19 protein-coding genes are annotated in these 23,112 nt (G+C 42.3%); 16 read left to right on the top strand and 3 right to left on the bottom strand.

The genetic code is table 11. The features are described 5' to 3' along the window. The first annotated feature begins 5 nt into the window (after positions 1-5). Positions 6-1,148: a non-hydrolyzing UDP-N-acetylglucosamine 2-epimerase gene (wecB, locus tag BLL41_RS06915; RefSeq protein ID WP_071577279.1), complete on the top strand. Its 1,143-nt coding sequence runs from the start codon at positions 6-8 to the stop codon at positions 1,146-1,148. 40 nt (positions 1,149-1,188) lie between these two features. Here wecB and tagU read toward each other — a convergent pair whose 3' ends face one another. Next, on the bottom strand, positions 1,189-2,109 hold the full coding sequence (gene tagU / locus BLL41_RS06920; protein WP_071577280.1) for a polyisoprenyl-teichoic acid--peptidoglycan teichoic acid transferase TagU: 921 nt from the start codon (positions 2,107-2,109) through the stop codon (positions 1,189-1,191). Positions 2,110-2,321: 212 nt separating this feature from the next. Here tagU and BLL41_RS06925 point away from each other — a divergent pair, with 212 nt between their 5' ends. The 13 genes from BLL41_RS06925 to BLL41_RS06985 all read left to right on the top strand — a co-directional run bounded on the left by BLL41_RS06925 (position 2,322) and on the right by BLL41_RS06985 (position 19,015). Beyond that, entirely contained in the window at positions 2,322-2,645 is a 324-nt protein-coding gene (locus BLL41_RS06925) for a hypothetical protein (protein WP_014665577.1), read from the top strand. 27 nt (positions 2,646-2,672) lie between these two features. Then, entirely contained in the window at positions 2,673-4,826 is a 2,154-nt protein-coding gene (locus tag BLL41_RS06930; protein ID WP_071577281.1) for a SpoIID/LytB domain-containing protein, read from the top strand. Between the two features lie 88 nt (positions 4,827-4,914). Beyond that, entirely contained in the window at positions 4,915-6,402 is a 1,488-nt protein-coding gene (locus tag BLL41_RS06935) for an N-acetylmuramoyl-L-alanine amidase (protein ID WP_071577282.1), read from the top strand. A 206-nt stretch (positions 6,403-6,608) separates the two neighbouring features. After that, positions 6,609-8,513, top strand: coding sequence for a (poly)ribitol-phosphate teichoic acid beta-D-glucosyltransferase TarQ (gene tarQ, locus BLL41_RS06940; protein ID WP_071577283.1), 1,905 nt, complete (start codon positions 6,609-6,611; stop codon positions 8,511-8,513). Between the two features lie 236 nt (positions 8,514-8,749). Next, complete coding sequence (locus BLL41_RS06945; RefSeq protein ID WP_003242561.1) at positions 8,750-9,409, top strand: sugar transferase; 660 nt, start codon at positions 8,750-8,752, stop codon at positions 9,407-9,409. A gap of 55 nt (positions 9,410-9,464) precedes the next feature. Further along, positions 9,465-10,916 (top strand): teichuronic acid biosynthesis protein TuaB, encoded by a 1,452-nt coding sequence (gene tuaB / locus BLL41_RS06950; protein ID WP_071577565.1) that lies wholly within the window; start codon positions 9,465-9,467, stop codon positions 10,914-10,916. Further along, on the top strand, positions 10,913-12,082 hold the full coding sequence (tuaC, locus tag BLL41_RS06955) for a teichuronic acid biosynthesis protein TuaC (protein WP_071577284.1): 1,170 nt from the start codon (positions 10,913-10,915) through the stop codon (positions 12,080-12,082). The genes tuaB and tuaC overlap by 4 nt, the downstream gene beginning before the upstream one ends. 62 nt (positions 12,083-12,144) lie before the next feature. Beyond that, positions 12,145-13,530: a UDP-glucose 6-dehydrogenase TuaD gene (gene tuaD / locus BLL41_RS06960; protein WP_083427965.1), complete on the top strand. Its 1,386-nt coding sequence runs from the start codon at positions 12,145-12,147 to the stop codon at positions 13,528-13,530. A gap of 84 nt (positions 13,531-13,614) precedes the next feature. Next, positions 13,615-15,081, top strand: a complete 1,467-nt coding sequence (gene tuaE / locus BLL41_RS06965; RefSeq protein ID WP_071577286.1) for a teichuronic acid biosynthesis protein TuaE — start codon at positions 13,615-13,617, stop codon at positions 15,079-15,081. Between the two features lie 28 nt (positions 15,082-15,109). After that, positions 15,110-15,790 carry a teichuronic acid biosynthesis protein TuaF gene (tuaF, locus tag BLL41_RS06970; protein WP_071577287.1) on the top strand — a complete coding sequence of 227 codons (681 nt, stop codon included), beginning with the start codon at positions 15,110-15,112 and terminating at the stop codon, positions 15,788-15,790. A gap of 23 nt (positions 15,791-15,813) precedes the next feature. Further along, the gene (tuaG, locus tag BLL41_RS06975) at positions 15,814-16,572 is read left to right on the top strand and encodes a teichuronic acid biosynthesis protein TuaG (protein WP_071577288.1); all 759 of its coding nucleotides are present in this window, start codon (positions 15,814-15,816) and stop codon (positions 16,570-16,572) included. Between the two features lie 28 nt (positions 16,573-16,600). Then, positions 16,601-17,794: a teichuronic acid biosynthesis protein TuaH gene (tuaH, locus tag BLL41_RS06980; protein ID WP_083427966.1), complete on the top strand. Its 1,194-nt coding sequence runs from the start codon at positions 16,601-16,603 to the stop codon at positions 17,792-17,794. A gap of 144 nt (positions 17,795-17,938) precedes the next feature. Continuing rightward, positions 17,939-19,015 carry an MraY family glycosyltransferase gene (locus BLL41_RS06985; RefSeq protein ID WP_071577290.1) on the top strand — a complete coding sequence of 359 codons (1,077 nt, stop codon included), beginning with the start codon at positions 17,939-17,941 and terminating at the stop codon, positions 19,013-19,015. A 71-nt stretch (positions 19,016-19,086) separates the two neighbouring features. On the opposite strand, the gene tagV is transcribed toward BLL41_RS06985, so the two are convergent. Beyond that, positions 19,087-20,262: a polyisoprenyl-teichoic acid--peptidoglycan teichoic acid transferase TagV gene (tagV, locus tag BLL41_RS06990; protein ID WP_071577291.1), complete on the bottom strand. Its 1,176-nt coding sequence runs from the start codon at positions 20,260-20,262 to the stop codon at positions 19,087-19,089. Continuing rightward, a complete protein-coding gene (locus BLL41_RS06995; protein WP_071577292.1) occupies positions 20,262-20,915 on the bottom strand; it encodes a YigZ family protein in 654 nt (217 codons plus the stop codon). The genes tagV and BLL41_RS06995 overlap by 1 nt, the downstream gene beginning before the upstream one ends. Positions 20,916-21,131: 216 nt before the next feature. On the opposite strand from BLL41_RS06995, the gene degS reads away from it, so the two are divergent. Then, positions 21,132-22,289, top strand: a complete 1,158-nt coding sequence (degS, locus tag BLL41_RS07000) for a two-component sensor histidine kinase DegS (protein ID WP_003227983.1) — start codon at positions 21,132-21,134, stop codon at positions 22,287-22,289. 82 nt (positions 22,290-22,371) lie between these two features. Further along, positions 22,372-23,061: a two-component system response regulator DegU gene (gene degU / locus BLL41_RS07005; protein WP_003219701.1), complete on the top strand. Its 690-nt coding sequence runs from the start codon at positions 22,372-22,374 to the stop codon at positions 23,059-23,061. Positions 23,062-23,112: the final 51 nt, after the last annotated feature.

Genomic DNA, 23,112 nt, shown 5'->3' on the forward strand with positions numbered 1-23,112 from the left:
ACAATATGAAAAAACTAAAAGTTATGACCGTTTTCGGGACCAGGCCTGAAGCGATCAAGATGGCACCTCTAGTGCTTGAATTGAAAAAATATCCTGAAATAGATTCCTACGTAACGGTCACTGCACAGCACAGACAAATGCTCGATCAGGTGTTAGATGCGTTTCACATCAAGCCTGACTTCGATTTGAACATTATGAAGGAGCGGCAGACACTGGCAGAGATTACGTCTAACGCACTTGTGAAATTGGATGAGCTGTTTAAAGATATCAAACCCGATATTGTGCTTGTCCATGGTGATACGACGACGACGTTTGCCGGTAGCCTAGCCGCTTTTTATCATCAAATTGCTGTTGGCCATGTGGAGGCAGGGCTCCGTACAGGGAATAAGTATTCCCCGTTTCCGGAAGAGCTCAATCGCCAGATGACAGGAGCGATTGCTGATTTGCATTTTGCCCCGACAGGCCAGGCGAAAGACAATTTATTAAAAGAAAATAAAAAGGCCGACTCTATTTTTGTAACGGGAAATACAGCGATTGACGCACTTCGCACAACGGTTAGAGACGGATATTCACATCCTGTACTCGACCAGGTGGGTAAGGATAAAATGATTCTCTTGACCGCGCACCGCCGGGAAAATTTGGGTGAACCAATGGAAAACATGTTCAAGGCCATTCGCAGAATTGTTGAGGAGTTTAATGATGTACAAGTCGTTTACCCTGTGCACCTGAATCCTGTTGTTCGAGAAGCGGCGCAGAAGCATTTTGGTGATTCTGACAGAGTGCATCTGATTGAACCGTTAGAGGTGATTGATTTCCATAACTTTGCGGCAAAATCGCATTTTATACTGACGGATTCGGGCGGTGTGCAGGAGGAAGCTCCATCTCTCGGGAAACCGGTGCTTGTTCTGCGTGATACGACGGAACGGCCTGAAGGAGTGGAAGCGGGAACGTTGAAACTTGCGGGGACGGATGAGGAAAACATTTATCAGCTGGCGAAACAGCTGTTAACTGATCATGATGAGTACAAGAAAATGTCCCAGGCTTCTAATCCGTATGGAGATGGAGAGGCTTCCCGCCGAATTGTGGAAGAATTGCTGTTTTATTACGGGTATCGGAAAGAACATCCGGATTCATTTATAGGCAAATAAAAAAGAAGCTTTGCACATTGTGCGAAGCTTCTTTTTTGTATTACTTTTCGAGGCTTTCCTTCAGCTCTTTTGTGATATCTGAAAGTGCGCTTTCATCAGCTTGGTAATAGTAAATCCCATTGATTTTCGTGCCTGTACCTTTTAGTTCGTGCTGTTTAATATGTTTGCGCGCACCTTTGTAGTCAGACTGGATATCCCACATGTTATCGAAGGTCAAATTCGTTTTCACATTATTCTCAACAACTTTAAACATATCCCCGAATTTCGTGATGGAAGAGATATTAGCGCCTTTATTAATAATGCCTTGGATGACTTGGCGCTGGCGGTCCTGGCGTCCGAAGTCGCCTCTCGGATCCTCTTTTCTCATCCGGGTATAAGCGAGCGCTTCTTTTCCGTTCAGCGTGATTTCTCCTTTGCCGAACGAATAACCGTCATAGCTGAAGGCGAATGTGCTGTTAACGGTAATGCCGCCAAGTGTATCAACAACGTCTCTAAAGCTTTCCATGTTCACTTTTACAAAATAATCAACTGGAACATCAAGGAAGTTCTCAACCGTGTCAACCGTCATCTGCGTGCCGCCGAAAGCGTATGAATGGTTGATTTTATCCATTGTGCCTTTTCCGATAATTTTTGTATACGTGTCACGCGGAATGCTGACCATGTCGGTTGTATTCGTTTTTGGGTTAACGGTCATATAAATGAGCGTATCGGCACGGCCTTTATCGCCGTCGCGTTCATCCACACCCATGATTAAGACGGAAAAAGGATCCTTTTTATTGATACTGACCTCTTTATCCCTCTTTTTCGATTTATCAATGCTTTCATGAATACTTGCCACGGTTGATGCTGCTTTATGCCATAAGTAGTATGCATAGCCGCCAGTTCCGAGTACAAATACGGCCACAATGGCTAAAATGACAAGTAATGCCTTTCTTTTTTTCTTTCTTTTTTCAGCTCTCATTATAAAGTCCTCACTTTTTTGTAATCTAGTACGATTATAAGTTTCTTAATATTTGAAAACAACTAAAATTTGTCTGATTCTTTACAATAGACGGCTGCTTGTAACAAATGTTTCGGTATTTTAAGAAAATCCGCAAAAACTTTTCGTTGTTTTGAAAGAAATCTTAAAATAAGCTTAAAATTGTCGATAAAAAGTGGAGAGGTGATATAGGAATGAAAAAAATTGCTATTTTAATGTTCTCAATGCTGCTTCTTTTGTCTGCGTGCGGCACAGCTCAGAACTCATCAGGAGCAGAAACAAATTCAGACAGCCAGGATACGTCTGCAGAAGAGACTGTAACGAAGGAAGGCACTTTTGCCGGTTTGGCGGACAGCCATACGATTGCAGTTACTATTGATGATAAAGAGACTTCGATTCAGGTTGGTTCAGACCTTCAGGACAAAATGAACAGCATTTCGGAAGGGCAAAAAGTTGTTGTCAAATATACAAAAGATTCAAATGGCGCCTTAATGCTTAAGGATCTTGAGACAAAGTAATAAAAAACTCTTAGGGGGTTCCATGTTTTGAAAAAAATGAAGCTCTTGCTTCTATCATCAGTCACTGCGGCGGTTATAGCATGTCCGGCGTTTATGCAGTCTGCGAAAGCCGCTGATAAAACCATTTCGGTTAAGCTGAGTAATTATGTAGGCAGCAAATCAAGTTTGGATGTCGATATCACAGGCGGCTATGAAATTCCCGGCTCACGAATAGCGGATACGGAGCGATATGGAGGAGCCACCCGTTTCGATGTTGCCAATAATGTAGCTTCTGCCGGGTGGACAAACCCAACGACTGTGGTCATTGTGAATCGGGACGCTTTTGCAGATGCGCTCTCAGCAACACCGCTTGCTAAAAAGTACGATGCACCGATTTTATTAACAGACGCAGATTCGCTAACACCAAAAACAGAAAGCGAAATTGCAAAATTAAATCCTGACAATATTCTCATCATTGGTGGGACAATCAGTGTTTCTAAAAATGTAGAAAACACATTAAAAAAATATGGTTCTATCGATCGAATTGGCGGAGCAACCCGTTACGAGGTTTCTAAAAACATAGCCGATCGGATGGGGAATTACAGCCAGGCAGTAGTGGCCACAGGCATGGTCTTTACGGATGCCTTGTCCATCGCGCCATATGCTGCAATGAACGGTTATCCGATTTTACTTGCGGGAGACAATAACATCCGCAGTGATTACAAAATTCCAAGCAAGGTTACGATTGTCGGCGGTCCGTTGAGTGTCAGCACTGTCGTGGAAGCTACATTAAAAAAGCAGGCAACTGTGAAACGGATTGGCGGGGTGTCCCGATATGAGGTATCTGCCAATATCGTAAAAGAATTAAATATGAAAGCAACAAAGGTATTTATGTCAAATGGTCAAACATTTGCGGATGCATTGACGGGGTCTGTGCTTGCAGCAAAGCAGGGAAGCCCTTTACTGCTGGTTGAATCAGACAGCCTGCCGTCGCCAGTCGCTGATGTAGTGGCGTCAAAAGGAACTCAGTCATTTGCTCTGCTTGGAGGAAGCATCTCTGTCAGTGATGCGCTAAAGAACAAACTGGCAGATACTTTTGCAGGAACTGGGTATACAGTCAAGTTAACCGGCGGAAATCTGGTGCTTTATAAAAACAGTACTGCAATCAAGACGCTTGGAACTTCTTTCACAGCTCAGCCTAAAAAATATGCAACTACAAATTCTATCAGTCTGAATGGAACGCCATATCTCGGAAACATGAAATTTACAATAGAGTCAGGCAAATATATTCGTCCGATCAATGTGAATATCCCCTTTGAAGATTATTTAAAGGGTGTTGTTCCTCATGAAATGCCGGCCAGCTGGCAGAAAGAAGCGCTTAAAGCCCAAGCTGTCGCAGCGAGAACTTATTCCATTAGTTCGGCTGGAAAAGAAGTACAAGACACCACTGCTTTTCAGGTATATGGAGGATATGACTGGAATTCGAAAACTTCAGAAGTCGTTGAAGCTACAAAAGGAAAAGTTTTGAAATACAATGGGAATTTGATTTCAGCTACGTATTCTTCAAGCAACGGCGGCTATACAGAAGCGAGCGGCGAGGTGTGGAGCAGCCAGCTTCCTTATTTAATCGCTAAAAAAGATACATACGACCCGCAAATCAGCTGGTCTCTGTCTTTAAATAAAACCCAGATTGATAAAAGTGCTCTGAATCTGAAAAGCCCTGGATCTTGGTGGAGCTCTAAAAATGAAACAAACTCAGCATATTTGAGCGGTTTGAAAAGCTGGTTTATTAAAAATAAATACAGCAATGCCGAGTCTATCAAAATCACGAAAATATCCAGTGTGAAATTCAGCACGGAGAAAACTGCCGGTCAGCGGCCGGAAACAGCGAGCGTCACATTCTCATATTTCGTGAAAGAAAAATCAAATGGCTATATCCTGTCAAATGGAAGCCTCAGTGAAAAAACTGCAACAATTACTGTACCTGCAACGGAGCTGAGAACGATGCTTGGCGCTTCAAATATGAAGAGTACATACGCTTCTGTCTCAAGCAATACAAACGCCTTTCTCATTAGCGGTAAAGGATACGGACACGGCATAGGCATGAGTCAGTACGGAGCCAATGCCAGAGCAGCGGCCGGACAATCTTTTACAGCGATTTTAAGTTTTTACTATCCGGGAACAACTCTATCAAGCTATTAAAAGATTGATAGAAGTCCAAGGAGGCGAGATGCCTCCTTCGTTCGTTATTTGATTTATGAATCATTATCAATCTTTGGAGGGACTATCTTTGCGGATCTTTCTTAAAAGCATACCCATGCTGATACTAGGAGTCGTGTTATTTGTACCAAATGCGTTTGCGGCCAACTCTGTTACAAGGCTGGATGGAGCAAGCAGATATGAGGTTGCAGTAAATGTATCAAAACAAGGCTGGAGCAGTGCGGACACGGTTGTTGTAGCAAACGGAACAGCATATGCCGATGTATTAACTGCTGCTCCTTTAGCTTATAAATACAATGCCCCGATTCTATTGACAGAATCATCTAAACTGACTGTGCCGACGAGAGACAGAATCAGCCAGCTTAAACCGAGCAAGGTCATCGTCATCGGCGGAACGATCAGTGTTTCTAACAACGTTGTAAGTGACATTAAAAAATTGGGTATTTCCAATGTGGAACGGATCGGCGGAAGAAGCCGCTATGAAGTTGCCCAAAATATTTCTAAAAAATTGTCTTCAAATTCAAAAGCAGTAATCGCAAATGGAACGGCATATGCTGACAGTCTGGCAATCGGTTCGTATGCTGCCCGTAATGGTATTCCAATACTTCTGACGACTGCAAGCTCTATTCCCGAACCAACGAAAAATGCGATGAACAGCAAAGGAACAACATCGACTATTGTGGTCGGGGGAGAAATCAGTGTCTCAAAAAGCGTTTACAGCCAGCTGCCATCACCAACAAGAATCGGCGGGAACAGCCGTTTTGAAGTGGCAGCCAACATAGCGAAAAAGTATTATTCTTCATCAAAAGCAGCATTTGTCAGTAACGGCTATCAATATGCCGATGCTTTAGCCGGTTCTGTTCTGGCGGCGAAGCAAAATCGCCCAATGCTATTTACTGACGCCGGTTCACTGCCGACTGCGACTAGAACAGTCATCGGATCAAACAGCAAGAATACTTTCACAGTTCTTGGGGGAACCATTTCAGTTACCACAAATGTTGTGAACCAGCTGAAAAATGTGATTGTTGGCAAAAAGGTATTTGTGGATGCAGGACATGGTGGTTATGACAGCGGAGCGATCGGTAATGGTTTAAAGGAGAAAGATGTTAACCTTGCCGTTGCTAAGCTTGTAAACAGCAAACTTTCCAATGGCGGAGCAATTCCGATTATGGCCAGATCTACAGATGTTTTCTTAGAGCTTTCTGAGCGGGTTGCAAAAGCAAAAAGCAATAATGCAAACCTGTTTGTGAGCATTCACGCCAATTCAGCGAGCCCGGCAGCAACAGGTACTGAAACCTACTATTATACAAAGTATGAGTCAGAAAACAGCAAACGGCTTGCAACAGAAATACAAAGCAGACTTTATAAAGCGCTCAATACGCAAAACCGCGGTGTGAAAATCGGGAATTTCCATGTCATCAGAGAATCAACGATGCCAAGCAGTTTAGCCGAGCTGGCATTCATATCAAATGTAAACGACGCAAGTAAGTTAAAGAGCGCTTTGTACCAAGAAAAAGCAGCTCAAGCAATATATGAAGGAATTATTGGCTATTATTAATAAGAAATAAGGCGGCTTGCCGGCAGAACCTATCAGGAATTGCCGGCAAGCTTTTTTATACGATAAAATGAGAAAAATTTTAAAGTATACATGCTATGTAAAAGTTTAACAAAATTTAAGGTTCGGCCTATTCTTATTGACAGATGTTTTTGATATAATTATCTGGGCAAAAATATAACCGAACCATTAGGGTAGTGAGGTAATCGATGAAAATAAGCATTGTTATCCCTGTATATAATTCAGAAGATCTTATTTCCGAATGTCTTGACAGCTTAGTTAATCAAACGATGCCAAAAGAGGATTATGAGATTATATGTGTTGATGATAAATCTACGGATTCATCTTTAGACATTTTGAATCAATATAAAAAGAAATATGAAAATATAGTTGTTATTGAAAGAACGGTAAATTCAGGCGGTCCAGGTGCCCCCCGGAATGATGCAATAAAAATTGCCAAGGGTGAATACATTCTATTTGTGGATTCTGATGACTATCTAGGCAATGAAGCATTGTTAAGATGGTACAATTTCTCAAAAGAGAATCAATCAGATATTACATTAGGAAAGTTAAAAGGGATAAACGGCCGAGGTGTTCCCAAATCAATGTTTAAGGAAACGAACCCGGATGTTGATTTGGTTGATTCCAAAATTGTTTTTACATTGGGACCCCAAAAACTGTTTAAAGCATCACTTTTAAAAGAAAATAAAATTACCTTCCCTACTCACATAAAAGCAGCGGAAGATCAAGTCTTCACAATGAACGCTTATTTAAAAGCAAAGAAGATTTCTGTTTCAGCTGACTATGATTATTACTATCTGGTCAAAAGAGACGGTGAACATATGAGTGTTGCTTATGTTCCCCCAGAGAACTTTTATGGAGCAATGGAAGATATTATCTCTGCTATCAAGGCTAGTGATCTGGAAGAAGCAAGAAAAATTAAACTGATGGCAGTATTTTTAAACAGGCATTTCGATTTTTCACGGACAAAAAATGTCACAATAAAAATGAAGACCGATGAAGAAAGAGCTGAATGGTTTAAATATTTGTCCTCATTTATTCATACAGTACCTGAAGAGGCTGACCAATTTGTGCTTCCGCATATCAAGTTGCGGCTGCTATTTATTCGGAATAATGATTTGCAGGGATTAACCCAGTATGAGCGTGAAGAACAAGACATTAAAAAGTTCTGTGTTGTAAATAACGGGGATTTAATTGCACGTTATCCGAGCTTAGAACGCTATCCAATTTCTGAAGAGTTATTAAAAGTAAATTATAAAAATAAGCTTGAACATCACCTGCAGAATATTGAATTCAAAGATTACAGCCTCAGCATAGAGGGAACTATTAAACACAAATTGTTGGATGATGAAACGAATCAAAATCAATCTCTGACAGGAGTATTTGTTCATCGCGATACAAAGGCGGAAAAATACATTGCGCCGGCTAAGTATGAAAATTCAACATTTACATTTGAGTGCAAGTTTGATGAACTGGCATCTGCAGAAGAAGATTTAGGCGTTTGGGATTTCTTTATTGAATCGTCGATAGACGGCTACAAATTAAGGGCGAGAATCGGAAACAAGCGTGCTGCGTACAAGTATTCAACCAAAACGATGTATTTAGGGCATAATGCGTTGTTTGTCTTCAGTGCAAGACCATATTTCACAATGAACTACGATAATCTTTCGATTGATATAAAGAAACATGCCTATACAGAAGCAGAACTTTCATATGAAACAGAATCAAAAGACTTATCATTTATTTTTAAAGATAAGCAAATTTGTTTGCCATATCATTCGAAAATCATTGTGAATACCGGACAGTCTGAAATATCATTACCAGTAAAGCGTATTGATTTAGAGCCTAATTGCACAAAATTGACGGTAAACGTGCAGAGTTTGCTTGAACAGCTAGCTCATGTAAAGAAAGAGCGTTTAATTGAATTTGCGATAAACACTTCTCAAAATAAAATCAGTGCAAAAGTGGATAACCAAGCAATTATCCTAGACACAAAAAGTGTGGAACGAAAATCCATGTTATTCTTCAATAAAATGGTTGAAGTTCAGTACAAGCTGTTAACCTCTAAATCAAAATTTTATTTTCAATATTAAATGCTTCACAACGAAAAGAGAGACAAATCAGTAAAATGATTTGTCTCTTTTTTTATACAATATGCTTAATTTTTAAAAAAAGTGTCTAAAACAATAAAAAGTTTACGGATAAATGTCAGAAAAAATAACAAATTCACACTTCTTAACATACCATTTACATCCAATTAACATCCGTCTGCTAAACTGACTGGCATAGGTCATCATAACATCCCAAACAAATCGTGAGGTGTGTGTCAGTGAGTGCAGAGAAAAGCATGAATGTGAGTCGTGAATTCTCAGTTCAGCAAATACATTCTTTTACATTATCTGAAAAGACGGCTCGTTATTTGGCAATAAAGCGCGTAATGGATATTTGGTTTGCGCTCATTGGGTTGGCGATTGCGCTGCCAATGATTGCGGTATTTTCAATATTGATTTGTTTGGAGACGCCGGGGCCTGCCATTTATACGCAGGAACGCGTAGGGAAAGGCGGGAAACCATTTAAGCTTTATAAGCTTCGTTCCATGAAAATAGATGCCGAGAAGTCTGGTGCGGTTTGGGCACAGAAGCAAGATCCGCGGGTGACAAGGATCGGTGCTTTTATCAGAAGAACGAGAATTGACGAGCTTCCTCAGCTGTTTAATGTGCTGAAAGGCGATATGAGTATGATTGGCCCTCGTCCGGAACGTCCCGTTTTTACGGAAAAATTCCAGAATGAGATTCCGGGCTTTACGCAGCGTCTGGCTGTTAAACCGGGATTGAGCGGCTGGGCTCAGGTGAACGGCGGTTACGATATGACGCCGAAGGAAAAGCTGATATTTGATTTATATTACATTCGCAACCTGACTTTCACTTTAGAATTAAAAATTATGTTAAAAACTTGTAAAGTAGTCTGGACAGGTGATGGTGCAAGATAAAATGGAATGCCGGTATTCACCATCAATCTGAGCTTAAAAAGAAGTAGGGAATATGATGCCAAGTATTACAAAACAAATTATGAGCGGCGCAAAGTGGACAAGTATTTCAACTATGTGTATTACAATCATACAAATTGTTCAGTTTGCCCTGCTTGGAAATATGATGACCTTAACAGAATTCGGGCTCGTCGGCATGATCACAACGGTTACAGTTTTCGCCCAGATTGTGCTTGATATGGGTTTTGGCGCAGCGTTAATTCAGAGAGACGACGCGACGGAGCGTCAGCTGTCCACATTGTATTGGCTTAACATTATGACGGGCGTTTTGCTGTTTGTTCTTTTATATGTGAGCAGTCCTGTCATTGCGGGATTTTATCAAAGAGAAGAGCTGGTGTTTCTGGTTCGGATTCTGGCGATTATGTTTTTGATCGCGCCGATTGGACAGCAGTACCAGTATATGCTGCAAAAGCAGCTGCATTTTAATACGTTAAGCAAAATAGAGATTTTTTCAAATGTATTGTCATTCGGATATTTAGCGATAGCGGTTTTTATGATGGATGCGATTTTGGCGTACGTGATTTCTCAGGTCCTGCTCCAGTCCAGTAAAGGGATTTTATATTGGGCCGTATACCGGAAAAAGTGGCATCCTGCTTTTGTTTTTGATTTGAGAGGCATGAAGGAGTTCTTTTCTTTTGGAGCCTTTCAGCTTTCTTCTCGTCTTGTGAACAGGCTGGGAGCAAATATCGATATGATTTTGATCGGCCGGTTTATTGGTGCAGAAGCATTGGGGATTTATAACCTCGCTTATCAGATTGTCACCATTCCGGTTTTGAAGATCAATCCGATTGTCACACGGGTGGCATTCCCTGTTTTCGCAAAAAACAAATATGAAAACAGCGTGATCAGAGAAGGCTTTCTGAATATGACAAAAATGCTGGCGCTTGTTTCGTTTCCGCTGCTAATCGGGCTCGTGTCTGTGTCAGATGCCTTTATCACAGCGGTTTTCGGAGAAAAGTGGCTTGCTGCTGTTCCGATCCTAAATGTTCTGGCCATTGTTGGGATACTAAGAGTGCTCATGAATCCAAATGGATCCGTGCTGCTTGCTAAAGGAAGAGCTGACTTAGCGTTTTATTGGGATTCCGGCGTGCTGCTGCTGTATGGATTATCACTGTTTGCAGCTGTACAGACGGGAAGCCTGCTGACAGTCGCATGGGTGTATGCCACTATCAGCGTTGTCAATTTCCTGATTGGGCGCTGGCTCCTGGCATATGTTATCAAGCTTAACCTTTCAGCTTATTTCCAGTCGATTATAAAGCCGTTTCTGATTACTGCGGCGATGGGCGTCATCGCGTTTGGTGTAAGCCTGAGTACGGAACACTTCAGTATGCAGGCAGAAATGCGGCTGGCCATTTCAGTTGCGGCCGGGGTGCTGTGCTATCTCTTTCTTTTGGTAAAAGCGTACCCTCAAGCGAAAAGCAAACTACTAAGAAAAGGACGTTTGTCATGAAGATTCTGTGGATCACAAGCGTATATCCGAGCAGTCTGAAACCTGGTGAAGGCGTGTTTCATGAGACACAGGTGCAAGAGCTGCAGAAACTCGGGCTTGATATCACTGTGATATGCCCAAGGCCTTTTCATTCAGCACCTGTCCGTATGCTGAAAAAGACATATCGAAAAAAGGATGCCAGACCGGAGTATGAGATTAGGAAGGGGATACCGATTTACCGGCCTTTCTATCGGGCAGTTCCCGGCCAGCTGAAGTGGGCGCAGCCTCACCGGAGAATCGCATCAGCCATTTTAAAAACCATGAAACAGCGCGACTTATATCCGGATCTGATCCATGCGCATTTTGCCATGCCATCGGGCGGGGCTGCGGCAGTCGTGTCAGAGTCAGCGCAAATTCCTTATGTCCTGACCTTGCATGGCAGTGATGTGAATGTCTATCCGCATTACAGCAAAGGAGCGTTTAAAGCCTTCAAGCGTGCCGTAGGTTCAGCGTCAGTTGTTTTAGCAGTCAGCCACAAGCTTCAGGAAGAAGCCAAAAAGCTTTCGGGCTTTGACAGCTCGGTTTTGCCGATCGGCATACAGCTCAGCCGCTTTCAAGAGAATGAGCAGACTAAAGAAGAACTCAGAAAAAAACTCGGGCTGCCACTCGATCAGCGTCTGGCTGTCTATGTCGGCCGGCTGGTCAGGGAGAAAGGCATTTTTGAACTGTCCGAAGCCATCGAATCCCTGCAGGACCCTCCTCAGGCAGTCTTTGTTGGGGATGGTCCCGCAAAATCGATGCTGACGCAGAAGGGGCATATCGTCACAGGCCAAGTTCCAAATCATCAGGTAAGAGACTATTTGCTTGCGGCAGACCTATTCGTGCTTCCTTCTTACAGTGAGGGAATGCCGACTGTTGTAATTGAGGCGCTGGCGCTAAGGATTCCTGTCATCTGTACAGATGTTGGCGGAGTGGCATCTTTATTCGGAAAGCATCAGCATCTGCTGATTAAGCCAAAATCCGCTCAAGCCTTAGCGGAAGCGATCACTCGGTACGAACATGAGCAAATATGGAAGCCGGAAGTGGCAAATGATTTGTATGAAACTGTGCAGGCTCAATTTGACGCAGGAAAAAATGCCAAGGCCTTGCATCATCAGTATCAGACGGTCATGAAAACGTCCGTTTAATCGTTATAAACTGCGACCAATATAAACAGGAAGATGAATTTTACAGGAGAGGGATGAGCGCTGTGAAAAAAATAGCTGTCATTGGAACAGGTTATGTAGGACTTGTGTCAGGCACTTGCTTTGCGGAAATCGGCAATAAAGTTGTTTGCTGTGATATCGACGAATCAAAAATCAGAAGTCTGAAAAATGGAGTAATCCCAATCTATGAACCAGGGCTTGCAGACTTAGTTGAAAAAAATGTGCTGGATCAGCGCCTGTCCTTTACGAACGATATCCCGTCCGCCATTCGGGCCTCAGATATTATTTATATTGCAGTCGGAACGCCTATGTCCAAAACAGGTGAAGCTGATTTAACGTACGTCAAAGCGGCGGCGAAAACAATTGGTGAGCATCTTAACGGCTACAAAGTGATTGTAAATAAAAGCACAGTCCCGGTCGGAACAGGGAAACTGGTGCAATCTATCGTTCAAAAAGCCTCAAAGGGAAGATACTCTTTTGATGTTGTATCTAACCCTGAATTTCTTCGGGAGGGCTCAGCAATTCATGACACGATGAATATGGAGCGTGCCGTGATTGGTTCAACAAGTCATAAAGCCGCTGCCATCATTGAGGATCTGCATCAGCCATTCCATGCTCCTGTCATTAAAACAAACTTAGAAAGTGCAGAAATGATTAAATATGCTGCGAATGCGTTTCTGGCAACAAAGATTTCCTTTATCAACGATATTGCAAACATCTGTGAGCGAGTCGGCGCAGACGTTTCAAAAGTTGCTGATGGCGTTGGGCTTGACAGCCGGATCGGCAGAAAGTTCCTTAAAGCTGGTATTGGGTTTGGCGGTTCATGTTTCCCTAAGGATACAACAGCACTGCTGCAAATCGCAAAATCGGCCGGCTATCCATTCAAGCTCATTGAAGCTGTCATTGAAACAAACGAAAAGCAGCGTGTTCATATTGTAGATAAACTTTTGACTGTTATGGGAAGCATCAAGGGAAGAACCATTTCAGTCCTTGGATTGGCCTTCAAACCGAATACGAACGATGTGAGATCTGCTCCAGCGCTTGATATTATCCCAATGCTGCAGCAGCTGGGCGCCCATGTAAAAGCATACGATCCGATTGCTATTCCTGAAGCTTCAGCGATCCTTGGCGAACAGGTCGAGTATTACACAGATGTGTATGCTGCGATTGAGGACACTGATGCATGCCTGATTTTAACGGATTGGCCGGAAGTGAAAGAAATGGAGCTTGTGAAAGTGAAAACCCTATTAAAACAGCCTATCATCATCGACGGCAGAAATTTATTTTCGCTTGAAGAGATGCAGGCAGCCGGATACATTTATCACTCTATCGGCCGTCCCGCTGTTCGGGGAACAGAACCCTCTGACAAGTATTTTCCGGGCTTGCCGCTTGAAGAATTGGCTAAAGACTTGGGAAGCGTCAATTTATAAAAAGAAAAAGTGTTACTTGGTTGAAGCTGCCGGCTGCTAGGCTCGGCCGCCGGCTCCTGAAACATCAGGAAAGGGGTTAAACATGTGAGTATCAAACGATCAGCGGTCCATACGCTAGCGTTACTGGCCGCTGCTATATTAGGAGTCGTTCTATTAGTGGGAGCCATCCATAAAGATGTAGGTTTCATGCAGATGGCCGCTGTGCTTGCGGTGTTGGCAATTGGTCTGTTTGCGCTGACGCTTGCAACCGCATTTACAACAAAAGAACGGCTCTTTATGGCTGTAATCTATATTTTGATCGCCTGCACTTTTTTAAATAATGCATTTTTCGCCATTCATCTTGGATTTTTCAGTTTGTTCCTTTACAGGCTTCTGCTTATTGCCGCCGGGTGCCTTCACATTATTGGCATGGTTCGGAATCGTACCCATATCGAAAGATGGAATGGGCTGCAAGTGAAAGGGATATTGCTCTTTTTCGCCTTTTGGTTTATATACGGCCTTGTTTCTCTGCTGTGGGCCAAGTCGGTAACAGCCGGCCTCAAATATTTGGCCTTATTGGCAATGGGAATTTTCTTCATTTATCTCATTGTCATGTACGTGCAAAAAATCGAGCGGCTGATGATTGTTTATGCCATTTGGCTGGTGATGACAGTATTTCTGATGATTATTGGTTTTTACAATCATATCACCCACCATCATCTTGCGAGTTCCACATTGTACAGCGGACCGGAGTACAAGCAGCATTATCCGACATCAGTCTTTTTTAATCAAAATGACTTTGCAACCTTTTTATCGATCAGCTTCTTTTTTTACATCACGATGATGAAAAACAGTAAGAATGGATACATCAAGGCGATTGGCCTTGTGCTCTCGCTCTGTGCGTTGTATTTAATTTTTGCTACTGGTTCAAGAGCCAGCCTTCTGGGGATTTTTGCAGGTGTTGCAGTTTACATTTTCATTGTTTTGCCGCCTATTTTAAAGAAAATGGCCATCTGGCTGTCGGCGGCGGGAATTGCTCTTTTCGGAGTTCTTTTCGCCAGCAAAATGTATTCAAAGTTTTGGGAGCTGTTTCTGGCCCCGCAGACGCTGCATTCATTTCATGACAGGCTTCCATCAAATGTGGCCCGGGCCAATCTGCTGAAAAACGCTTGGCATTTCTTCCTGGATTCATACGGGTTCGGAGTCGGGGCAGGAAATGTATCCTATTATCTTGAGCATTATGCTTTATATGATACTGACAATGTGGCAGAGGTGCATAACTGGCTCGTTGAAATCCTTGCTAATTTTGGCTTGTTCATCATGCTGGGATATCTGGCCGTTTATGCCTACCTCATATGGGTGCTTTACAAGTTTTATGAAAGAAAATTAGTAAATCAGTCAAAACTGATCACAGAAGGGCTTATTACCGCTATGGTCAGTTTCCTGGTATCAAGTATCAGCCCAAGCTCTGTTTCAAATTTATTTTTCCATTGGGTGTTTATGGCGCTCGTCATCGCCGCCGTGAATGTGTTAAGGCGGTCCAGACAAATGCCTGAGCCGATGTACAGATAAACAGACTACAAAAAGCAGGGAGACTTATATGAACGATATATTGATAAGAATAGCCCGTCGCATGAAAAAAAATATCATTTGGATCATAGCGGTGCCAATTATATTAGGTGCGGCTGGGTATATCCTGCCGTCACAGATCGCTGATCAAAAGAGCTATACAGCTGAAGATACTTTGGCTGTGGGGAGCTATGATCATCCGGTTTATAACAGCACAGAAGAGATTCCGCTTCTGCTAAAGAGCGACTCTTTTTTGAAGGAGGCGCTTCCTGATGAAAAGGACGAAGATTTAGCAGAAATCAAAGAGAAGCTTACCATCAAAACGGAATCCAAATCGTTACTGACTTTAAGCTATAGCGACGAGGATAAGGATAGAACGGAATCTGTCTTAAACGCCATATCCTCCACCTTCCTCAAAAACGATCAAAAGCTGTATGCAGAAAGAGAAGCCGTCATCCGCAGCAGCATAGACGCGCTTGAAGGCGAGTCGGTGAGCGAGGATTCCAAAGTGGATAAAGAGAGATTTTTATATGAGCTCAAAAACACACAGCTTAACCTGAAAGCGGCAAGTGTTACTGATTCCGAAACCGTAAGTGAGACAGCAGGCGGCGGAATGTCTCCGAAAAAGAAAGCAGTTCTCGGCGTTATGATTGGCCTTACGATTGCCTTTATGTTCGTTGTCATTCCTGAATTTTTCAGAGAATCCTTTTAAAATCATACGATGGAGATGTGATCATGACCAATTGGAAACCTCTCGTATCTGTCATTACACCTTCCTATAATGCGCGTGACTATATTGAAGACACGGTTCATTCGGTTTTAGATCAGAGCCACCCTCATTGGGAAATGATTATCGTGGATGATTGCTCAACGGATGGGACCCGCGACATTTTACAGCAGTATGAAAAGATAGATGAAAGAATTCATGTGATTTGTCTGGAGGAAAACAGCGGAGCTGCGGTTGCTCGCAACAAAGCATTGGAACGCGCTCAAGGGCGCTACGTAGCATTTTTGGACAGTGATGACAAATGGAAAAAAGACAAACTGGAAAAGCAGCTTGCGTTTATGATGGAGCGCTCCTGTGCGTTTTCTTTCACGGGCTACAGCTTAATGGCGCAGGACGGGTCCCCGCTCAATAAATTCATTCATGCGCCTGAAAGCCTGACGTACGATGACGCTCTGAAAAATACAATTATCGGCTGCTTGACGGTGATGATTGACAGGGAGCAAACGGGACAGATCCAAATGCCGAATATCAGAACGAGACAGGACTTAGCCACTTGGCTGTCTCTTTTAAAAAAAGGATTTACTGCCTATGGAATGAATGAATGCCTGGCTGAATATCGGCTTGTCAACAACTCAATATCCAGCAACAAATGGAAGGCTGCAAAAAAAACGTGGTTTGTCTATCGGGAGATCGAACGGCTTCATTTTATGAAAGCAACATGGTGTTTTGTTCAATATGCAAAAAACGCGGTGAAAAAAAGATTATAGCCGCAAACAGAGAGAAAAGGTGATGAAGGTGGAAACAAAAGAAGCAATCATTCATGTCATCGTTGCCACTGCTGAATGGGGAAAAGACCAATTGAGATACAGAAGGCACCGGCTGGCAGAATTTTTAGCTGCTCAGGAGGAAACGAAGGAAGTCATTTGGGTATGTCCGGCTCCGCGTGCCCAGGGGAAAGAATTTCAGGAAGTCCATTCTGGCATCAGGCAATTCGCTGTCAAAGACCTTCTGGAGAAAAAAATGTTTCGTTTCGGACGATATACAGATGTTTTTTACAGACATAAGCTCTCCCCTTTACTCGATGAGCTTGCATCTGTTTCTTCAAACGGTGAACACTGCTGTTTATGGTACACGTTTCCCGGATTCCCGCTGCTGTCTTCGCTGTATTCTTGGGATCAGGTCATTTATGACTGCAGTGACCTATGGGCTGCGCCGATCAGCGGGCGTTCAAATCTGCTGTCTGAATTCCGGCGAAAAGTCATTAAATCGGCAGAGCTGAGAATTATACAACGAGCAGATTCAATTACCTGTTCATCGGATTATCTTCATAAGGAAGTAGGCAAAAAACTGACTGCGGGACGAGAAAAGGTTCATACTGTGGAAAACGGTGTGGAGTTTGAACTGTTTTCTGCAAATAAACAAGCTCCCGATCGAAGTATACTGCAGGGGAGAGAAGGAACGGTGTTAGGTTTTATCGGTGGAATTAAACCGAAGCTCGATTTTAAAATGATTGAAGAAGCCGCCCTGCAAAAGCCAGATTGGACATTTTTATGGGTTGGCCCGGATGCCACCAATGGTGACGTTTCTTTTCAAGAGCTGCTGAGACTTCCCAATGTTATATGGACCGGTCCGGCAGATCCAAAAGAAGTGCCTTATTTTATGGAGCTTATCGACATTGGCATCATGCCATATAAACAATCACCGTATAATCAAGCTGTGTTTCCGCTGAAACTATTTGAATTTTTAGCGGCAGGAAAACCTGTTGTAGGCACTAATCTTCCGTCAACCTCAAAAATGCAAAAGCCGTATGTATACGAATATGTAGAGGGCGATCATCCGATTGATTTTATAGCCGCTTGTGAAAAAGTTCTCGGACAAAACGAAGACGAGACCTATAAAGAAATGCGCCGAAACATCGCCCGGACACAAGATTGGAATTGCTTATTTAGACAAATTATGAAATATACAGGGATTCAAAAACATGCGTAGTCCTATAAATTGGGATGCGCGTTTTTTGATTATACATGTTTCTTTTTGATGAAGCTTGTTATAATAACTAAGGAGAAGGTATAATGGAAGGAACGGTTCTCTATATAAATAAAGACTTCATTTAATTCCAAAGGAGACTTCTTTATGCTTGACGAACGCATGATTCGCATTGTTGTTGCGTTTATTGTCTCGCTGCTGACAGTTTTAATCATAACCCCAATCGTAAAAAGGATTGCGATTAAAATAGGTGCAGTTGACCAGCCCAGCAATCGAAAAGTACATGACAAAATCATGCCCCGGATGGGCGGGCTGGCCATATTTATCGGGGTGGTTGCAGGCGTGCTTGCATCCGGTATATACACTGAAACAAGGATGACGGCTATTACAGTCGGAGCATTCATCATTATTGTGTTAGGTATTCTTGACGATAAATATCAATTAAGTGCAAAAGTTAAGTTTTTGATTCAATTAGGTGTAGCCATTATGATTGTAAGCACTGGCTTAAAAATGGACTTTTTCTCAGTACCTTTTTTAACAGAACGATTTGAATTAGGATGGCTGGCTTATCCGCTGACAGTATTATGGATTGTCGGCATCACGAACGCAATTAACCTGATTGACGGATTGGATGGCCTTGCTGCCGGTCTTTCTGTTATCGGTCTGTCAACGATCGCTGTCATGGCCCTATCCGGCGGAAAAGTGCTCATTCTGTCACTCTCATTAGTCGTTATTGCCAGCACGCTTGGGTTTTTGTTTTACAATTTCCATCCGGCAAAAATCTTTATGGGAGATACGGGCTCACTTTTTTTAGGGTATAGTATTTCGATTCTTTCATTATTAGGCTTGTATAAAAGTGTCACATTGTTCAGTATCGTTATCCCGATTATTATATTAGGCGTACCGATTTTTGATACAACATTTGCTATCATCAGGAGAATCTTAAACAAACAGCCGATTTCAGCGCCTGATAAGTCACATATCCACCATAGACTGATGGCCTTTGGCCTTTCACATCGGATGTCGGTCTTAGTTATTTATCTGATTGGATTTATTTTCAGTATCAGTGCGATTGTGCTTAAAAGTGCCACAATTTGGCTCTCTTTGTTTATTATCTTCATTTTAATCATTTTTATGCAAATCATAGCAGAAGTGACAGGACTCGTGAATGAAAAATTCAAGCCGTTTACGAAATTTTATAAACGGCTGGTGAAAAGGAATTAAAAACTCCGGCTTATGTGCCGGAGTTTTTTTCTGCGCAAAGATGCCCGATCCTCTAAAGGACCGGGCATCTTTTAATAGGATGAACCAGTTGTTGAATTCGTTGTACCGTTTGAGCTTGTGCTGCTGTCATTCGAATAGCTGCTTCCGCTCGTCGTACCGTCAGTTGTTGTGCCAGTGCTGCCAGAACTGCTTGAACTGTCAGTCCCGTCTGTTGAACTTCCGGTACCCGAAGTGCCAGTGCTGCTTGTATCTGGAGTATAATCTAAATGCTCTTGAAGCGTTTTTCTGACTTTCTCGAGATTTGTAGCATCAGGTTCAAAGTAATACGTGTTGTTAGGCCCTAAATACAAATCAGACCCTGTAATGCTCAACGTGTCGATTTTTTTGCTGGTAAAGCCGCTGTAAATCTGCTGAAGCGCTAAACCTTCAGTAATACGAATATTGGTTTCAACGTTTTCGCTGGCTTTTTCTGCGATTTTATCAATTTTAGCAATGTTGCTTGCACTTGACATTTGGTCAATCAGCGCGTTTAAGATTTGTTTCTGTCTGTCATTACGGCCAAAGTCTCCGCGTTTATCCTGTTTTCTCATCCGGGCATATGCCAAGGCTTGTTCGCCGTTTAAATGCATCTCGCCTTTTTTGAAGTAAATCCGTTTGCTTTCGTTTACGTCACTTTTTTCATCGAAATCGAAAGGCACGTCTACATCAATACCGCCTACTTCATTAATCACATCTTTAAATCCGTCAAAATCAACTGTGACATATTTATCAATCGGGATTTGCAAGAAGTTTTCAACAGTTTCAACTGTTTCATCTTTACCGCCTTTACTGTAAGCGGCATTGATCTTTGTCTTGCTTCCGGTTGTGTCACCGGCTAATTGCACACGTGTATCACGCGGAATACTCAGCATTTTCATGGTTTTATTTTTAGGATCCAGGGTAACTACAATAAGAGAGTCTGATCTCCCTTTTTGTCCTTTAGTCGCGTAATCCTCTATTCCCATAAATAAAATAGAAAACGGTTTTTTCTTCATGTCTACAACTTCGTTGCGAAGATTTGATTTATTCCCGCGGGATAGGGCATCGTACGATTCATCCGCAGCGTTAATGGTTTTATAAAGTTTATATCCGCCAAGCCCTACAACTACCAATAGTGCAAGGGCAAACAATAACATAATTCTTTTTAAAATTTTCCTGCGTTTGCTCTTTTTCTTTTTTCGCACACGCACTCTAACGCGTTCAGCCATTATTCAGTCTCCTTTATGTGATTGACGGCTTTTTCAAGATACGTCAACTCTCCCTCTTTAATATCACTCTTTCCATTTGTCAGTTCTGTCATCCATTCAGAAAAAGCATTTGTTTCCTTTTCTTCCACGTATGTTTCGAATTCAACATTTTCTGAATAATGGATTTCCTTTAACAGAAATTGTGACTCCCTTAATTCATTTTCAATCTTGCCAAGCCATGTGTAATCTGCAGAAGTATGCATGATTCGCATAAGCTTCCGTTCTACAACACCTATATGATTTAATCCTTCAGACACTGATTTCCCATAAGCGCGAATCAATCCGCCAGCCCCAAGCTTAATGCCTCCGAAGTACCGTGTAACGACGGCGCAAGTATCTTTAAGTCCGCGTTTTTTTAATACCTCGAGCATCGGCACTCCCGCTGTACCGCTTGGTTCTCCGTCATCATTGGCTTTTTGGATATGATCATTTTCGCCAATAACGTAAGCCGAGCAATTATGAGTCGCATTCCAGTGCTGTTTCTTTATTTTCTGTATAAATTCCTGTGCCTCTTGTTCGGTAGAAACACGGCTTAAATGACAGATAAAACGCGATTTTTCTATAATAATCTCGTGTTTTCCTGCTTCTTTCACAGTAAAATAGCTGTGCAGCATGCTAGCTGACCCTCCTGCTAAGCATAAAAGACTGCCTATACAAATTCGTACAGTCTTTAGAATTTTTGTGCGTATTTTGGTATCATAAAGAGTAGATAGTATATAAAAATGTTTTTTTCTAGAATATACGCATTCTTTCATTATAATTCGACATAATTTGCAGATCAATTACATTTATAATAAAAATATATGACAACGCCGTGACGGAGGGAAATTATGAATAAAACAAAGATGGATTCCAAAGTGTTGGATTCTATTTTGATGAAGATGCTGAAAACCGTTGACGGGAGCAAGGACGAGGTTTTTCAAATCGGGGAGCAGTCACGCCAGCAGTATGAACAGCTGGTTGAAGAACTGAAACAAATTAAGCAGCAGGTGTATGAAGTGATCGAGCTTGGCGATAAACTTGAAGTACAAACCCGCCATGCGAGAAACCGTTTATCCGAGGTCAGCCGTAATTTTCATAGATTCAGTGAAGAGGAAATCCGCAATGCTTATGAAAAAGCCCATAAGCTGCAGGTAGAATTGACGATGATCCAGCAGCGTGAGAAGCAATTGCGCGAACGGCGGGATGATTTGGAGCGCAGATTGCTAGGGCTTCAGGAAATCATTGAGCGGTCAGAATCATTAGTAAGCCAAATTACAGTTGTGCTTAATTACTTGAACCAAGATCTGCGCGAAGTCGGACTGCTTCTTGCAGATGCTCAGGCAAAACAGGACTTTGGCTTAAGAATTATTGAGGCGCAGGAAGAAGAGCGAAAAAGAGTTTCAAGAGAAATCCATGACGGACCAGCTCAAATGCTGGCGAATGTTATGATGAGATCGGAATTAATCGAGCGGATTTTCCGTGATCGGGGTGCTGAGGACGGATTCCAAGAAATTAAAAATCTCCGTCAAAATGTTCGGAATGCCCTTTACGAAGTGAGAAGGATTATATATGATTTAAGACCGATGGCCCTTGATGACCTAGGCCTGATTCCAACTTTAAGAAAATATCTATATACAACCGAAGAATATAACGGGAAGGTCAAAATACATTTTCAGTGTATTGGAGAAACAGAGGATCAGCGGCTAGCGCCTCAGTTTGAAGTTGCGCTCTTCAGGCTCGCACAGGAAGCTGTGTCTAATGCGCTAAAGCATTCTGAATCTGAAGAAATTACAGTCAAAGTTGAGATCACAAAGGATTTTGTGATTTTAATGATAAAAGATAACGGTAAAGGGTTCGACCTGAAGGAAGCGAAAGAGAAGAAAAACAAATCATTCGGCTTGCTGGGCATGAAAGAAAGAGTAGATTTATTGGAAGGAACGATGACAATAGATTCGAAAATAGGTCTTGGGACATTTATTATGATTAAGGTTCCGTTATCTCTTTGACTATGATTTGTAAAATAGAGCCAAAAGGCATATTGACCGAATGCTAGAGTATATAGAACAATAATACAAGGAGGCGTGGCTTGTGACTAAAGTAAACATTGTTATTATCGACGACCATCAGTTATTTCGTGAAGGTGTTAAACGGATATTGGATTTTGAACCTACCTTTGAAGTGGTAGCCGAAGGTGATGACGGAGACGAAGCGGCTCGTATTGTTGAGCACTATCATCCTGATGTTGTGATCATGGATATCAATATGCCAAACGTAAATGGTGTGGAAGCTACAAAACAGCTTGTTGAGCTGTATCCTGAATCTAAAGTAATTATTCTATCAATTCACGATGACGAAAATTATGTAACACATGCCCTGAAAACAGGTGCAAGAGGTTATCTGCTGAAAGAGATGGATGCTGATACATTAATTGAAGCGGTTAAAGTAGTTGCCGAGGGCGGCTCTTACCTTCATCCGAAGGTTACGCATAACCTCGTTAACGAATTCCGCCGCCTTGCAACAAGCGGAGTTTCTGCACATCCTCAACATGAGGTTTACCCTGAAATCCGCAGACCATTACATATTTTAACTAGGCGGGAATGTGAAGTGCTGCAGATGCTTGCAGACGGAAAAAGCAACCGCGGTATTGGTGAATCATTGTTTATCAGTGAGAAAACCGTTAAAAACCATGTCAGCAATATTTTACAAAAAATGAATGTAAACGACCGGACGCAAGCCGTTGTGGTCGCCATTAAAAATGGCTGGGTAGAAATGAGATAGTATATGAGGAGACTTGCCTTTTTCTAGGCAGGTCTTTTTTTAGGCTGCCGT

Origin of the sequence: Bacillus sp. FMQ74, from assembly GCF_001875785.1 — a bacterium.
Lineage (GTDB): Bacteria > Bacillota > Bacilli > Bacillales > Bacillaceae > Bacillus > Bacillus stercoris.

What these genes read in the sequence shown, in the direction of transcription:
- tuaC (WP_071577284.1), top strand. Translation starts at nt 10,913, where the DNA reads ATGAAGATTCTGTGGATCACAAGCGTATATCCGAGCAGTCTGAAACCT.
- tuaF (WP_071577287.1), top strand. Translation starts at nt 15,110, where the DNA reads ATGAACGATATATTGATAAGAATAGCCCGTCGCATGAAAAAAAATATC.
- tuaG (WP_071577288.1), top strand. Translation starts at nt 15,814, where the DNA reads ATGACCAATTGGAAACCTCTCGTATCTGTCATTACACCTTCCTATAAT.
- wecB (WP_071577279.1), top strand. Translation starts at nt 6, where the DNA reads ATGAAAAAACTAAAAGTTATGACCGTTTTCGGGACCAGGCCTGAAGCG.
- tarQ (WP_071577283.1), top strand. Translation starts at nt 6,609, where the DNA reads ATGAAAATAAGCATTGTTATCCCTGTATATAATTCAGAAGATCTTATT.
- BLL41_RS06995 (WP_071577292.1), bottom strand. Translation starts at nt 20,915, where the DNA reads ATGCTGCACAGCTATTTTACTGTGAAAGAAGCAGGAAAACACGAGATT.
- tagU (WP_071577280.1), bottom strand. Translation starts at nt 2,109, where the DNA reads ATGAGAGCTGAAAAAAGAAAGAAAAAAAGAAAGGCATTACTTGTCATT.
- tagV (WP_071577291.1), bottom strand. Translation starts at nt 20,262, where the DNA reads ATGGCTGAACGCGTTAGAGTGCGTGTGCGAAAAAAGAAAAAGAGCAAA.
- degS (WP_003227983.1), top strand. Translation starts at nt 21,132, where the DNA reads ATGAATAAAACAAAGATGGATTCCAAAGTGTTGGATTCTATTTTGATG.
- BLL41_RS06925 (WP_014665577.1), top strand. Translation starts at nt 2,322, where the DNA reads ATGAAAAAAATTGCTATTTTAATGTTCTCAATGCTGCTTCTTTTGTCT.
- BLL41_RS06985 (WP_071577290.1), top strand. Translation starts at nt 17,939, where the DNA reads ATGCTTGACGAACGCATGATTCGCATTGTTGTTGCGTTTATTGTCTCG.
- tuaB (WP_071577565.1), top strand. Translation starts at nt 9,465, where the DNA reads ATGCCAAGTATTACAAAACAAATTATGAGCGGCGCAAAGTGGACAAGT.